The organism is Pseudomonas sp. lyk4-TYG-107 (genome assembly GCF_030209055.1).
Classification (GTDB): Bacteria; Pseudomonadota; Gammaproteobacteria; order Pseudomonadales; family Pseudomonadaceae; genus Aquipseudomonas; species Aquipseudomonas putida_A.
In genome coordinates this window covers 546,401-561,052 of the sequence record NZ_JARVST010000019.1, presented here as the reverse complement: position 1 = coordinate 561,052, position 14,652 = coordinate 546,401, and the positions used below count along the sequence as shown (strand labels likewise).

The following is a 14,652-nucleotide window of genomic DNA, read 5'->3' as shown; positions in this document are numbered from 1 at the left end:
ACAGATTGCCTTCGCGAGCAAGCCCGCTCCCACAAGGGGATGGCGGGCTAATCCGACAGCTCCGGGCGATTGCGGAACTGCTCCAAGGCCTCGGGATTGGCCAGCGCATCGGTATTTTTCACCGGCTCGCCATGCACCACATTGCGCACCGCGAGTTCCACCACCTTGCCGCTGATGGTGCGCGGAATATCGGTCACCGCGACGATCTTCGCCGGCACATGGCGCGGCGTGGTGTTGGCGCGGATCACCTGGCGGATCTGTTGTTGCAGGTGGTCATCCAGCGTCACGCCATCCTGCAGACGGACAAACAGCACTACGCGCACATCGTCCTGCCATTGCTGTCCGATCGCCACGCTGTCCAGCACCTGCGGGACTTTCTCGACCTGACGATAGATTTCCGCCGTGCCGATGCGCACGCCGCCGGGGTTGAGCACCGCGTCGGAGCGGCCGTGGATCAGCATCCCGCCGTGGGGCAATTGCTCGGCGTAGTCGCCTTGGGCCCAGACACCGGGGAACAGGCTGAAATAGGATTTGCGCAGTTTTGCGCCGTCAGGGTCATGCCACAGCCCGACGGGCATCGCCGGGAAGTGTCGGGTGCAGACCAGTTCGCCTTTTTCGCCGATCACGGCAACGCCGGCGTCGTTCCACACTTCAACCGCCATGCCCAGGCTCTTGCCCATGATTTCGCCGCGGCGCACCGCCGACAGCGGATTACCGTTGACGAAGCACGACACCACATCGGTGCCGCCGGACATCGACGCCAGGCACACATCGCGCTTGAAGTCGCGGTAGACGAAGTCATAACTCTGCGGCGACAGCGCGGAGCCGGTGCACAGCAGGGTCTTCAGGCTACTCAGATCATGGCTGTGCGCAGGCTTCAAACCGCTGCTTTCCAGTGTCGCGAGAAACTTGGGGCTAGTGCCGAACACACTGATGCGCTCGTCGTCGATCAGGTCGAGCAAGCGCTCATGGCCCGGGTGAAACGGCGAGCCGTCATACAGCACCACCGCGCTGCCGACCGCGAGGGCCGAGACCAGCCAGTTCCACATCATCCAGCCGCAAGTGGTGTAGTAGAACAAGCGGTCACCGGGGCCGAGATCGACGTGCAGCCCATGCTCCTTGGCATGCTGCAGCAGCACGCCGCCGGTGCTGTGCACGATGCATTTCGGCACGCCGGTGGTGCCACTGGAATACAACACGTACAACGGGTGATTGAACGGCACCGGGACAAACCGCGGTTCGCCGCCGGGTTGGTAGAACTCGTCCCACAACGTCACGTTGGCGTGGGTTTGGTAATCCTCGGTACGGGCCTGCGCGCGAGCGTAGGGCACAATGATCAACTGCTGCAGCGATGGCAGTTGCGCGAGGATTTCGTTGATCTTGGTGGTCTGGTCGATGTCTTTGCCGGCGTAACGGTAGCCGGCGCAGGTGATCAACACTTTGGGTTCGATCTGGCCGAAACGGTCGATCACGCCGTGGGTGCCGAAGTCCGGCGACGAGCACGACCAGATCGCCCCGAGGCTGGTGGTCGCGAGCATCGCCACCAGAGTCTGCCAGGTGTTGGGCATGCACGCGGCCACGCGGTCGCCGAGGCCGACACCGGCGGCTTGCAGGCTGGCCTGAAAACCGGCGACGTGCTCGGCCAGTTCGGCCCAGGTCAGCTGTTCGCGCTGACCGTTTTCCGCCACGGCGATCACTGCAACGGCATCGTCACGACGGCGCAGCAGGTGTTCGGCAAAGTTCAGGGTCGCGCCGGGAAACCATTCGGCACTGGGCATCTGCGCGCCTTCACGCAGGACGGCGTCGGGCTGGGTGTGAAAGCGGATGTCGAAGCAATCGACGATCGCCTGCCAGAACGCTTCGCGCTGTTCCACGCTCCAGCGGTGCAGATCGGTGTAGCTGTTCAGCGCCAGGTCATGACGCTGATTGATGTCGCGGCGGAACTGATCCATGCGCGACTGGGCGATACGCTCGGCATCGGGTTGCCAGAGGAGGTCGGACATTGGTTTGCCTCTTGTTGTGTTGTTCATGACACATCACTTGTAGGAGTGAGCCTGCTCGCGATAGTGGAATTACACTCAACATTGATGTTGGCTGATACACCGCTATCGCGAGCAGGCTCGCTCCCACAGGGGCGCAGCATTACTGCGCCAACCAGCCCCCATCAATATTCCACGCCGCCCCGCGCACCTGGCTCCCAGCTTCGCTACACAAGAACAACACCAATTCCCCCAGATGCTGCGGCGTGACGAACTCCAGCGACGGCTGCTTCTCCGCCAGCAAATCATGCTGCGCCTGCTGCGGATCGACGCCTTTGGCGGCACGATCATCGATCTGTTTCTGCACCAGCGGCGTCAATACCCAGCCCGGGCAGATCGCGTTGCAGGTCACATTACTGGTAGCCGTTTCCAGTCCGACCACTTTGGTCAAGCCGATCACTCCATGCTTGGCCGCGACATACGCAGCCTTGCCGGTCGAACCCACCTGACCATGCACCGAGGCGATGTTGACGATTCGTCCCCAACCCTTGGCGCGCATCCCCGGCAGGCTCAGGCGGGTGCTGTGGAACACCGATGACAGGTTGATCGCGATGATCGAGTCCCAGCGCTCCACCGGAAACTCCTCCACGGCCGCCACGTGCTGAATCCCGGCGTTGTTGACCAGAATGTCGACGCCGCCGAATTCGCGTTCGGCGTAAGCGATCATCTCGGCAATCTGCGCCGGATCGCTGACATCGGCTGGATGGTGACCGACCTTGCCACCAAACTGGCCGACTTCGGCGATCACGCTCGAGGCATCGCCGAAACCATTGAGAATCAGGTTGGCGCCGGCCTTGGCCAGGCTCAGGGCGATGCCCAGACCGATGCCGCTGGTGGAACCGGTAACCAGTGCGGTCTTGCCCGAAAGAGTCGTCATGAATACCTCACACAATGCCAGTGGCGTAGAAAGTGCCGATCACTACGAAGACCGCCAGGGTCTTGATCAGCGTAATACAGAAAATGTCTTTATAGGCTTCGCGGTGGGTCAGGCCAGTGACCGCCAGCAGGGTGATCACCGCGCCGTTGTGCGGCAGGGTGTCCATGCCGCCGCTGGCCATCGCAGCCACGCGGTGCAGCACTTCCAGCGGAATGTTCGCGGCGTTTGCCGCCGCGATGAACTGCTCGGACATCGCCGCCAGCGCGATGCTCATGCCGCCCGATGCCGAGCCGGTGATACCCGCCAGCAGGGTCACGGTGATCGCTTCGTTGACCAGCGGATTGGGGATTTGCTTGAGCCAGTCGGCCAGTACCAGAAAGCCCGGCAACGAAGCGATTACCGCACCGAAACCGTATTCCGAGGCGGTGTTCATCGCCGCCAGCAGTGCGCCGCTGACCGCGCTTTTGCTGCCTTCGGCGAGTTTGCTGCGGATCGCCTTGAAGCCGAACACCAGCACCATCAGGATGCCGATCAGCAATGCCGCCTGCACCGCCCAGATTGCGGTGAGCTTGGCGATTTCCGTGGTCACCGGCGTGGCCATCCCCGGCAACGCGAGGCTGTGGGTCTTGCCGTACCACTGCGGAATCCACTGGGTGAACAGCAGGTTCATGATGCCCACCGCCAGCAGCGGCGACAGGGCGATCCATGGGTTCGGCAGTTTCAGGTCTTCGGCGGTTTCCGGCTCGTTACGCAGCTCGGTGCCATAACCTTCGCCAGCACGCTGGGCCTTGTTGCGTTGGCGCTGCAGGAACAACATGCCGGCGCAGAACACGAAAATCGTGCCGATTACCCCCAGCCACGGCGCCGCCCACGCGGTGGTATTGAAGAAGGTGCTGGGAATGATGTTCTGAATCTGCGGCGTGCCGGGCAGGGCGTCCATGGTGAACGAGAATGCGCCGAGGGCAATGGTTGCCGGGATCAGGCGCTTGGGAATGTTGCTCTGGCGGAACATTTCCGCGGCAAATGGATACACCGCAAACACCACCACGAACAACGACACGCCGCCGTAAGTGAGCAAGGCGCAAACCAGCACGATCACCAGCATCGCCTGACGCGTGCCGAGCAAGCGAATCGCTGCGGCCACGATCGAACGGGAGAACCCCGACAATTCGATCAACTTGCCGAACACGGCACCGAGCAGGAACACCGGGAAATACAGTTTGATGAAACCGACCATTTTCTCCATGAACACCCCGGTGAAGGCAGGGGCGACTGCAGAGGGGTCGGTCAGCAGGACAGCGCCGAGGGCGGCAATCGGGGCGAAGAGAATGACGCTGTAGCCACGGTAGGCGGCGAGCATCAGCAGCGCGAGGGCTGCCAAGGCAATGATCACACTCATGGAGTGTCTCCAAAGATTGTTATTTTTGTGGGTGAAGCGGGTGCAGGAGAGGCTTTAGCGAGATCTATGCCAGATACTCAAATCATTGAAATGTAAGGGTTTTATAGTTTTAAGCGTGTTGAGAGTTGAAGAGTTGTCTCTCTTTGGAGATTTTTGTAGAGAGGGCTGACGCCTTCGCGAGCAAGCCCGCTCCCACATTTGGAATGCGTATTCCCTGTGGGAGCGGGCTTGCTCGCGAAGCTTTTGCTGTTGTCTTTTATTGGAGACTCTGGTCTCTTTATTGAGACTCGGTGATGCCCAAGGCCAGCATCTTCTTGTACAGCGTCGAGCGTCCCAGTCCCAGTCGAGCCGCCGCCTCCGGCACTTTGCCCGCACATTGCGCGAGGGCGGACTGGATCAACTGCCGGTCAAACCGCTGCCGTGCCTCGGCGAAAGTCTCATCCGCCAACGGCTCTCGCGTCGACACCGACGGGCGCTCAACCGGGGTAAAGGTGCCGATGGCCGCGCGAATATCCTCTTCGGTGAGGATCAGGTCATCGCTGAGCAGCGCCGCGCGCTCCAGCACGTTGCGCAATTCGCGGATGTTGCCCGGCCACGCATGTTGTCCGAGCAGATCCAGCGCTGCGCGACTCAGTTCATGCTGGCTACGCAACTCTTCAAGGATCGCCTCGCTGAGCGCCGGCAAATCGTCGAGACGCTCGCGCAGCGGCGGAACCTGGATCGGCAGCACGTTAAGTCGGTAATACAGGTCGGCGCGGAATTCACCGCGCTTGATCGCGGCTTGCAGATCGGTCGAAGTCGCCGCGATCACTCGCACATCGCTCTGAATCACGTCGTTGGAGCCAACCGGCTCGAACTCCTTTTCCTGCAGCACCCTCAGCAGTTTGCTTTGCAGCGGCAACGGCATGTCGCCGATCTCATCGAGAAACAGCGTGCCGCCCTGAGCGATCTGCAATTTGCCGGTACGACCCTTGCGGTCGGCGCCGGTAAACGCGCCAGGCGCGGTGCCGAAGAATTCCGCTTCGAGCAACGCCTCCGGGATTGCGGCGCTGTTGATGCTGACGAAGGCTTTATGTGCCCGTGGCGAAGCGCTGTGAATCGCCTGAGCCAGCAACTCCTTGCCGGTGCCGGTTTCGCCGAGCAGCAATACCGGGGATTCGGCGCTGGCGCTGCGGCGGGCGCGGCGTTTGACTTCGAGGCTGGCGCTGCTGGTACCGATGAAATGGGCAAAGTTATATTTGGTCTGCCGCGCCCGCAGCAGCGAGCGGGTCGAGGCGAGTTCTTCCTGCATGCTCAGGTAGCGCTTGAGCATCGGTGACAGGCTGCGTAATTCATCAAACAGAGCAAACCCGATGGCGCCGATCACCGCCCCGGCATCGTCGTGGATCGGCAGGCGCATCACCACCAGCGGCTCTTTCGGCGTGTCCTGCATGTCCAGCAGGATCGGCCGGCCAGTGCGCACCACTTCACGCAACAAGCTGCCGGGGATCACGCTTTCGCAGGGTTGGCCGATGGCTTTTTTCGCTGACTCAAGACCGAAACGCCGCGCATAGCGTTCGTTCATCCAGACGATGTTTGCATCACGATCGACAATCACCGTGCCTTCGCTGGACTGCTCGATGATCTCGAACAGCGAGCGGATCGCCAGCGTGCGCACGCGTTGGTAGTCCTTGAGGCTTTCGGTGGTGTTCATCTGACAGATCCTGAATGTCTTTCGGCTTTGGCGACGCCATCGCGAGCAGGCTCACTCCTACAATGGAACGCATTTCAAATGTAGGAGTGAGCCTGCTCGCGATAGATGCTACTCGGTATCAAGGCAAGCGCCGATTATGCCTACCCCGGATGCGCCGCCGCCAACAGCTCTTTGGTGTAAGGATGCTGCGGTGAGTCGAACACATCATGGCTGGCACCGCGCTCAACCACTTTGCCGTCCTTGATCACGATCATGTCATGCGCCAGCGCCCGCACCACCGCCAGGTCGTGGCTGATGAACAGGTAGGTCAGGCCATGTTTTTCCTGAAGATCGCGGAGCAGGGCGACCACTTGTTTTTGCACGGTACGGTCAAGGGCCGAGGTCGGCTCGTCGAGCAGGATCAGCGCCGGTTTCAGCACCAGCGCCCGGGCGATAGCGATGCGCTGGCGCTGGCCGCCGGAAAATTCGTGCGGGTAGCGATGACGGCTTTCCGGGTCCAGGCCGACTTCCTTGAGCACACGGATCACCTGTGCATCGCACTCATCGGCGCTGGACTGACAGTGCACCTCCAGCCCTTCGCTGATGATTTGCGCCACCGACATCCGTGGACTGAGGCTGCCGAACGGGTCCTGAAACACCACCTGCATCTGCCGACGCCACGGCCGCAATTGCTTCTGATCGAGGCCGTCGAGGGCGGTGCCCTGAAAACGGATACTGCCCTCGGAGTCGAGCAGCCGCAGAATCGCCTGGCCCAGGGTCGACTTGCCTGAACCGGACTCGCCGACAATACCCAAGGTTTTGCCGCGCTGGATATTCAGGCTGATGCCGTCCACCGCGCGCAAATATTGTTTGCGCTGGAACAGCCCGCCACCGACGACGAACTCGACGCGCAGATCATCCACCTCCAGCACGTTCTCGCGTTCATCGCGGGGCAGGGCTTCGCCTTCCGGCTCGGCGTTGAGCAGCACGCAGCTGTAAGGATGTTTCGGTTCGGTAAACAGGATTTCGCACGGGGCTTGCTCGACGATTTCGCCAGCCTTCATCACACACACCCGTTGCGCAATGCTGCGCACAAGATTGAGGTCGTGACTGATCAGCAGCAGCGACATGCCCAGGCGTTGTTGCAGGGATTTGAGCAGCAGCAGGATCTTGCGCTGCACCGTCACATCCAGCGCCGTGGTCGGCTCGTCGGCGATCAGCAGTTCCGGCTCGCAAGCCAGCGCCATGGCAATCATCACCCGTTGCCGCTGGCCGCCGGACAGTTGATGCGGATAGGCCTTGAGGCGCTCTTTGGGCTTCTGAATGCCCACCAGTTCCAGCAGTTCAAGAATGCGTTGTTGCGCTGCTTTACCGCCCAGGCCGCGATGCACCAGCAGCGTCTCGCCGATCTGCTTTTCAATGGTGTGCAGCGGATTGAGCGAGGTCATCGGCTCCTGGAAGATCATTGCGATCCGGTTGCCGCGTAGCTCACGCAAGACCTTTGGATCGGCACCGAGCAGTTCCTGACCGCGATAGCGAATGCTGCCGCTGGTTTGCGCATCGCCTTCGGGGAGCAGTTGCAGGATCGAATGCGCGGTTACCGATTTGCCCGAGCCCGACTCGCCGACCAGCGCCAGGCACTCGCCGGGGCGGATGTCCAGGCACAGGTTGCGCACCGCCGGCTGGCCATGGAAGGCGACGTTCAGGTCACGGATTTCGATCAGGTTATCAGTCATGGTCACACTTCAGGATCGAGGGTCGAACGCGTCACGTAACGCTTCGCCGATGAACACCAGTAAAGAAAGAATCAGCGCCAGGGTGAAAAATGCCGTCAGCCCGAGCCACGGCGCTTGCAGGTTCTGTTTGCCCTGGCCAATCAGCTCGCCCAGCGAGGCACTGCCGGCGGGCATGCCGAAACCGAGGAAGTCGAGGGCGGTAAGGGTGGAAATCGCTCCGGTCAGAATGAACGGCAGGTAACTCAGCGTCGCGTTCATCGCATTCGGCAGGATGTGCCGGAAAATCACCTTGCGGTCGCTCAGGCCCAATGCGCGCGCCGCTTTGACGTATTCCAGATTACGCCCGCGCAGGAACTCGGCGCGCACCACATCCACCAGTGCCAGCCAGGAAAACAGCGCCATGATCCCCAGCAGCCACCAGAAATTCGGCTCGACGAAACCGGACAAAATGATCAGCAGGTACAGCACCGGCAATCCGCTCCAGACCTCCAGCAAACGCTGCCCGAGCAGATCGACCCAACCGCCGTAATAGCCTTGCAGGGCGCCGGCAGCAATGCCGATCAGCGCGCTGACGGCGGTCAGCATCAGGGCAAACAGGATCGATACCCGGGCACCGAAAATCACCCGTGCCAACACATCACGCGCCTGATCGTCAGTACCCAGCCAGTTGACCTTCGAGGGCGGGCTCGGCGCAGGTTGATTGAGGTCGTAGTTGGGCGTGTCGTCGCTGAACGGGATTGGCGGGAACAGCAGCCAGCCACCGCCCTTGCGGATCAGGTTCTGCACATAGTCACTGCGATAATCGGCCTGGAACGGCAATTGCCCGCCAAACTCCTGTTCGGTGTAGCGCTTGAAGACCGGGAAGTAGAGCTGGTTCTGATAGCTGACCACCAGTGGTTTGTCATTGGCGATCAGTTCACCGCCCAGCGTCACCACGAACAGTCCGATAAACAGCCACAACGACCACCAGCCACGGCGGTTTTTCTTGAATCGCGCGAAACGGCGACGGCCCAGAGGCGAGAGCTTGAACATCAGGCGTTCCTCGCGGCGAAGTCGATACGTGGGTCGACCAGGGTGTAGCACAAGTCGCCGATCAGTTTTATCAGGAGGCCGAACAGGGTGAAGATGAACAGCGAGCCGAACACCACCGGATAGTCGCGAGAAACCGCCGCTTCGTAACTCATGCGGCCGAGGCCGTCGAGAGAGAAGATCACTTCGATCAACAGCGAACCGGCAAAGAACACACTGATGAACGCCTGCGGAATCCCCGAGACCACCAGCAGCATCGCATTGCGGAACACATGGCCGTAAAGCACGCGGCGCTCGCTCAAGCCTTTGGCGCGGGCGGTGACTACGTACTGGCGGGTGATTTCATTGAGGAACGAATTCTTGGTGAGAATCGTCAGCGTGGCGAAGCCGCCAATCACCAGCGCCGTGACCGGCAACACCAGGTGCCAGAAGTAATCGGCAATCTTGCCCAGGGTCGACAGCGATTCGAAGTTGTCCGAGACCAGACCGCGCACTGGAAACCAGTTCAATGACGTGCCACCGGCAAACACCACGATCAGAAACATTGCGAACAGAAACGCCGGCATCGCGTAGCCGATGATGATCGCGGTGCTGCTCCAGATGTCGAAATGGCTGCCGTGATGCACCGCTTTGCGGATGCCCAGCGGGATCGACACCAGATAGGTGATCAGCGTCGCCCACAAGCCGAGGGAAATGGTCACCGGCATTTTTTCCAGAATCAGATCGGTGACCGTCGCACCGCGGAAAAAGCTTTTGCCGAAGTCCAGCTGCGCGTAGTTCTTGAGCATCAGCCACAGCCGCTCATGCGCCGGTTTGTCAAAACCGTACTGCTTTTCGATGTCCTTGATCAGTTGCGGATCGAGGCCACGGCTGGCGCGCGAAGTGTTGCTCATGGTTTCGCTGGAACTGCCGCCGACACTCGCACCGCCGATGCCTTGCAGATGGGCGATGGCCTGTTCGACCGGGCCGCCGGGTGCCGCCTGAATGATCACGAAATTGACCAGCAGGATGATCACCAGCGTCGGAATGATCAGCAGCAGGCGCCGCAGAATGTATGCCCACATCAGTGCGGTCCTCCGGGTCTGCCACGCCCGATTTTTTCGGCGGTCATCTGTTGGTTGGTCAACGGCGTGCTGCTGATTTCCCACCAGCTCTCGATGGCTTCGTCATTGCTGGCCTGGATCGCCGGCATGCCGAAGCGGTTCCACCAGACGGTGGAGGTGCCCGGCGGGTAATAGTTGGGAATCCAGTAGTAGTTCCATTGCAGCACCCGGTCCAGAGCGTGGGCGTAGTGCAACATGTCGCTTTGGGTCGACGCGCGGATCAGGCCGTTGATCAGGGTGTCGACCGCCGGATTCTTCAGCACCATGTAATTGTTGGCGCCGGGGTCGTTGGCCGATATCGAACCGAAGTAGTTGAGCAGCTCGCCCCCCGGAGACGTGCTGACCGGGTAGCCGGTGACGATCATGTCGTAGTCGCGGCTCATCAGGCGATTGACGTATTGCGAGGAGTCGATGCGACGGATATTCAGCTCTATGCCGATCTGTTTCAGCGTACGCTTGTAAGGCAGAAGCAGGCGATCCATACCGTTCTGGCTGACCAGAAAGGTGAAACTCAAAGGTTCGCCTTCGGCGTTGACCAGTTGGTCGCCCTCGGGTTTCCAGCCAGCCTGTTCGAGCAGTTCCAGGGCTTGCAGTTGCTTGTCGCGGATCAGCCCGCTGCCATCGGTTTTCGGCGCCTCGAAGACCTGGGTGAACACTTCGTCGGGAACCTGCCCGCGCAACGGCTCGAGGATTTTCAGCTCGGCGGTATCCGGCAACTCGCGGGCTGCCAGTGCGGTATTGGAGAAATAGCTCTGCTGGCGGATGTACATGTTGCGCATCATCTGCCGGTTGCTCCACTCGAAATCCCAGAGCATCGCCAGCGCCTGGCGCACCCGACGATCCTGGAACATCGGTTTCTGCAGGTTGAACACGAACCCCTGAGCCGATTGCGGGGCCTCGGTGGCCAGGTGGGCTTTCTGCAAGCGGCCATCACTCAGCGCAGGGCTGTCGTAACCGATCGAATAGCCGGTGGCGGAAAACTCGCGGTTGTAGTCATAGGCACCGCCGCGCAATACCTGACGGGCAACATCGGTGTCGCCGAAATATTCGATGCTGAAGTGATCGAAGTTATACAGGCCGCGACTGACCGGCAGGTCCTTGCCCCACCAGTCGGGGTTGCGTTCAAAGGTGATGCTGCGCCCGGAGTCGACCTTGCCGACCCGATACGGGCCGCTGCCCAGTGGTGGTTCATAACCGCCACCGCCAGCGAAGTCGCGGGTTTTCCACCAGTGCTCGGGGAATACCGGCAGGGTGGCGATGTCCAGCGGCAAGGTGCGGTTCTCATTGCTCTTGAAATCGAAACGCACGGTCAGCGGCGCTTCCACTTCGACGCCTTTGACATCGGCGAACTGCGTGCGATAGCGCAGGCTGCCCTGGGTCATCAACAGGTCATAGGTGTAGCGCACGTCCTCGGCAGTGATCGGCTTGCCGTCGGCAAAACGCGCCTTGGGATCGATGAAGAAGCGCAGCGACAGACCATCCTCCGAGCGCTCCATCTTTTGCGCCACCAGGCCATAGACCGTGTAGGGCTCGTCCATCGAGCGCTGGGCCAGCGGCGAATAGAGCATGCCGTCGATCTGGGTGACGCCGATGCCTTTATCTATATAAGGCAGGATGTGATCGAAATGCCCGATCTCTATCGCCGAGCGGCGCATGGTGCCGCCCTTGGGCGCCCGCGGATTGGTGTAGTCGAAATGGCTGAAACCGGCCGGGTATTTGGCAGGTTCGCCATAGACGGTCAACGCATGTTGCGGGGTGGCGTTCACACCGGCGGCGCCCAATAGCAGGGCCACGGCAGTGAACAGTAAAGTCGGGAAAGCCAGTCGCATTGTCAGCCTTAAAGCCGGGTGATCGATAAGCGCAATTTGTACGCGAGCGGCGCGTCAGTCGCCAGCCGTATCCTGTAACCAAAACACAACGGCCCACCAAAAGGCGGGCCGTTGGGACAGCAATCAGGCGACGGATCAGTCCTGGCGGCTGGTGACTTCGAGCAGGTGATAACCGAACTGGGTCTTCACCGGGCCTTGCACGACGTTGATTGGCGCGCTGAAGACTACGGTGTCGAATTCCTTGACCATCTGGCCAGGACCGAATGAACCCAGATCGCCGCCCTGACGGCTGGACGGGCAGCTGGAGTTGGCCTTGGCGACTTCGGCGAAGTCAGCACCGGCTTCGATCTGGGCTTTGAGTTCGTTGCACTTGTCTTCGCTGGAAACCAGGATGTGGCGGGCAGTGGCTTTAGCCATGGGAAAATTCTCCAATCTATTTCAGTAAAGTGTGGAGCCTACCGGATTCAGTAAGCGATTTCTCGGCAAAGTTCCACTCGGTACATTGACGTACATCTACAGTTGCGCGGCTTTCAGGCGCATCGCGTGTTCGACATAGAGGTCGACGGGATCCGCGCCGGGTATTCGCAACCCGCCCGGATGGCGCAAGCTGCCAAGGTGATTGAGGGGATAGTCGGAGCGGATGACCCGGCCCAGGTGAGAACTGTAACGGCCCACGAAACCATCGTTCTGTCCGGCTTCCGTGACGAAATGGCTGGATAATGCGTGGCAGACGGAATGCACTGGATCCAGAGCCTGCAACAAATTGTCCTGCAGCGTGCCGCTCCAGGAGTAGTAGTGAACGTCATTGACCCGTTCTGACCCCTGGCCGCCCCAGGTAGAAGGCAGGCCTTGAGGGTATTTTTTGTTGAATTGCCCGACGTCCGCAGTCGTCAGGGCATTGAGTGCGGCTACGGCGGCCTGCGGCAGACCCGGTTGACCGCTGAGCAGCGAGAGGAATCGCGCAAACTGTGTCGCAGCGTGCTCCGCCACCTGCTCCGGCAGGCCTCCCGGAATCAGCGCCAAGCGTAAGGCGTCAGCCAGTTCCGAGCCGTGATTGGGGCCGCTGACCGATGTCACCGAGGCGACTTTCTCCGGCGCGAGCGCAGCGGCATAACGGCATGCCAGCGCGCCCTGGCTATGTCCGATCAGGTTGACTTTACCGGCGCCGGTGCCTCGCAGAACGCGCTCGATCTGGAACATCAATTGCTGGCCGCGAACTTCGTTGTTATGGGTTGCGGACAGCTGCGGCACAAACACTTGCCCGCCTGCCTCCCTCAGCGCTTGCTTGACATCATGAAAAAGCTCGAAATGGCCGATACGGTCAAACCCGAACAGGCCATGGACCAAAAGGATGGGGTAGCGGGTTGTCGCATTCCGTTGCATGTTCCTGCCTCTTTTGCAGATGCTTGTCAGTGGTTGGTGCGTGCCACTGTAAAACAGGCCTGCGGGTTGGCGATGTCTGAAAAATCCTCTGTACTGAAAGGAAATTGGACTAAAAGCGGTACGAATTTTCGCTTCTGCTTGAGAGGGTAGTCGGAACATTTGGCAATCTTTTGCCCGGTGTCGCTGGATTCTGCTTCGTAAGCCTACGTCATGCGGTGTATTTACCCTGCCGACGGAAGGCGTTGTGCTGACTTCCGCCGGTCGCTGGATGGTGTTCAATGGATTTCGTTCGACGCGGCCTTCACGGCGGCGTTTTATCCAAGGAATGGAGCTACGAATGTCTATATACGAAGCCACCGGCGATTCTTCTGTGGCACCAGCGTCAAATATGTCCCCTGTAGCGGATGAGTCCGGTGAACACGGTTTTCTGAATTTGAAGGTGGACGGCGACCACTTCGAATTCTGCTATCGACACGCGACTGCAGCGGCATCCTCTCCAGACTCATGGCTGCCTGCACCGATGCTTGAGGTTATGGAGGGCGGAATGCTTGATCCTTCACTGGACCATGCATTCGTCAGGGTGGCGCCTTACCCGAACATGTTGTGCGGCGACAAACTTGTGCTGAGCTGGCAAGGACTGGATGACGAAGGATTGCCCTATATTCACGAAACCACTCGTGCGGTCAGTGAAAACCAGGTGGGTCAGGAACTCGTCTTTGTCATAAAGGGTTTGCACATCGCAGCGCTGGAGCGCGGCTCGCTGGAGGTTTACTGGACGCTGTACAGCGTTGCGCTTCAGAAGCCCGTGTCATCCAGGCGTTTGCAGCTGAATGTGGGTGATCCGGAACCCGATTTGCTGGCTCCGATCCTTGAAGAAACGGTGGGCGGGACGCTCGATCCGGCCCGTGTTCCGCAGGGCACTAGCGTTATCGTGCGACCATACGCCCGCATGGCTGTCGGGGACCGGGTCACCCTGTCGTGGCAAGGTGTCGAAGCACTGCCGGTGATCAGTGATGTGTTGCTCGTGGAGCCGTTTGCTGTCGGCGAAGCGCTGTCTTTTTGGATACCCGCAGATCGCATCGCCCCTCATCGTATGCAGGAGGTGAGCGTCAGCTACCGGGTGGAGTCAGGGGCGGAGCAGGTGAGGAACTCTGCAACCTCGCGAATTCTGATCGCGCCATTGATGCGAGGCGAGCTCGCAGCTCCGCAGGTACTGGAAGCGCAAGATGGCGAACTGGAGGCAGCAGATGCCGAGGATGGCATTACCGTGGTGATCGGCAATGCCCAGGCCGAGGAGGGGGAGCTGGTTTACTTGAAATGCGATGGTGAGTATTTCAGTCACCGCGATGATCGGGACATCACCCGGGAAACTGCAGGCGAGCCTTTGGTATTCATCGTGCCTTATCGTTTCTGGCGAGAGCATCGGGAAACTGTGGTGCAGGTGTCGTATTCAGTGGAGCGGCTGGATGATGTCAGCCAGGCTTCCGAGATAACACGCATCCGGGTGCGGGCATAACCCGGTGGTGAAGTCTGAGCGATGACTCAGCCTTTGCGGGATTTTGATAAGCCCGCAAAGGCTGCTCGG

The 14,652-nt window shown here is 60.3% G+C and carries 11 protein-coding genes; 1 reads left to right on the top strand and 10 read right to left on the bottom strand.

What is annotated here, in order from left to right; genetic code table 11:
- Nucleotides 1–47: 47 nt before the first annotated feature.
- The 10 genes from QRN61_RS17830 to QRN61_RS17785 all read right to left on the bottom strand — a co-directional run bounded on the left by QRN61_RS17830 (nucleotide 48) and on the right by QRN61_RS17785 (nucleotide 13,067).
- Entirely contained in the window at nucleotides 48–2,003 is a 1,956-nt protein-coding gene (locus QRN61_RS17830; protein WP_285374346.1) for an acetoacetate--CoA ligase, read from the bottom strand.
- A 139-nt stretch (nucleotides 2,004–2,142) separates the two neighbouring features.
- On the bottom strand, nucleotides 2,143–2,916 hold the full coding sequence (gene hbdH / locus QRN61_RS17825) for a 3-hydroxybutyrate dehydrogenase (protein ID WP_027612662.1): 774 nt from the start codon (nucleotides 2,914–2,916) through the stop codon (nucleotides 2,143–2,145).
- Between the two features lie 7 nt (nucleotides 2,917–2,923).
- A complete protein-coding gene (locus QRN61_RS17820) occupies nucleotides 2,924–4,315 on the bottom strand; it encodes a GntP family permease (RefSeq protein WP_095136155.1) in 1,392 nt (463 codons plus the stop codon).
- Between the two features lie 277 nt (nucleotides 4,316–4,592).
- Complete coding sequence (locus tag QRN61_RS17815; RefSeq protein WP_096796522.1) at nucleotides 4,593–6,008, bottom strand: sigma-54 interaction domain-containing protein; 1,416 nt, start codon at nucleotides 6,006–6,008, stop codon at nucleotides 4,593–4,595.
- A 140-nt stretch (nucleotides 6,009–6,148) separates the two neighbouring features.
- A complete protein-coding gene (locus QRN61_RS17810) occupies nucleotides 6,149–7,723 on the bottom strand; it encodes an ABC transporter ATP-binding protein (RefSeq protein ID WP_285374342.1) in 1,575 nt (524 codons plus the stop codon).
- Nucleotides 7,724–7,732: 9 nt separating this feature from the next.
- Nucleotides 7,733–8,755 (bottom strand): ABC transporter permease, encoded by a 1,023-nt coding sequence (locus QRN61_RS17805; RefSeq protein ID WP_027612666.1) that lies wholly within the window; start codon nucleotides 8,753–8,755, stop codon nucleotides 7,733–7,735.
- Nucleotides 8,755–9,816: a microcin C ABC transporter permease YejB gene (locus QRN61_RS17800; protein ID WP_027612667.1), complete on the bottom strand. Its 1,062-nt coding sequence runs from the start codon at nucleotides 9,814–9,816 to the stop codon at nucleotides 8,755–8,757. The genes QRN61_RS17805 and QRN61_RS17800 overlap by 1 nt, the downstream gene beginning before the upstream one ends.
- Nucleotides 9,816–11,684 (bottom strand): extracellular solute-binding protein, encoded by a 1,869-nt coding sequence (locus QRN61_RS17795; protein WP_098964174.1) that lies wholly within the window; start codon nucleotides 11,682–11,684, stop codon nucleotides 9,816–9,818. The genes QRN61_RS17800 and QRN61_RS17795 overlap by 1 nt, the downstream gene beginning before the upstream one ends.
- 135 nt (nucleotides 11,685–11,819) lie before the next feature.
- Nucleotides 11,820–12,101 carry a peptidylprolyl isomerase gene (locus QRN61_RS17790; protein ID WP_016774509.1) on the bottom strand — a complete coding sequence of 94 codons (282 nt, stop codon included), beginning with the start codon at nucleotides 12,099–12,101 and terminating at the stop codon, nucleotides 11,820–11,822.
- A gap of 96 nt (nucleotides 12,102–12,197) precedes the next feature.
- Nucleotides 12,198–13,067, bottom strand: coding sequence for an esterase/lipase family protein (locus QRN61_RS17785; protein ID WP_285374341.1), 870 nt, complete (start codon nucleotides 13,065–13,067; stop codon nucleotides 12,198–12,200).
- Between the two features lie 337 nt (nucleotides 13,068–13,404).
- On the opposite strand from QRN61_RS17785, the gene QRN61_RS17780 reads away from it, so the two are divergent.
- Nucleotides 13,405–14,583 carry a hypothetical protein gene (locus QRN61_RS17780; RefSeq protein ID WP_285374340.1) on the top strand — a complete coding sequence of 393 codons (1,179 nt, stop codon included), beginning with the start codon at nucleotides 13,405–13,407 and terminating at the stop codon, nucleotides 14,581–14,583.
- Nucleotides 14,584–14,652: the final 69 nt, after the last annotated feature.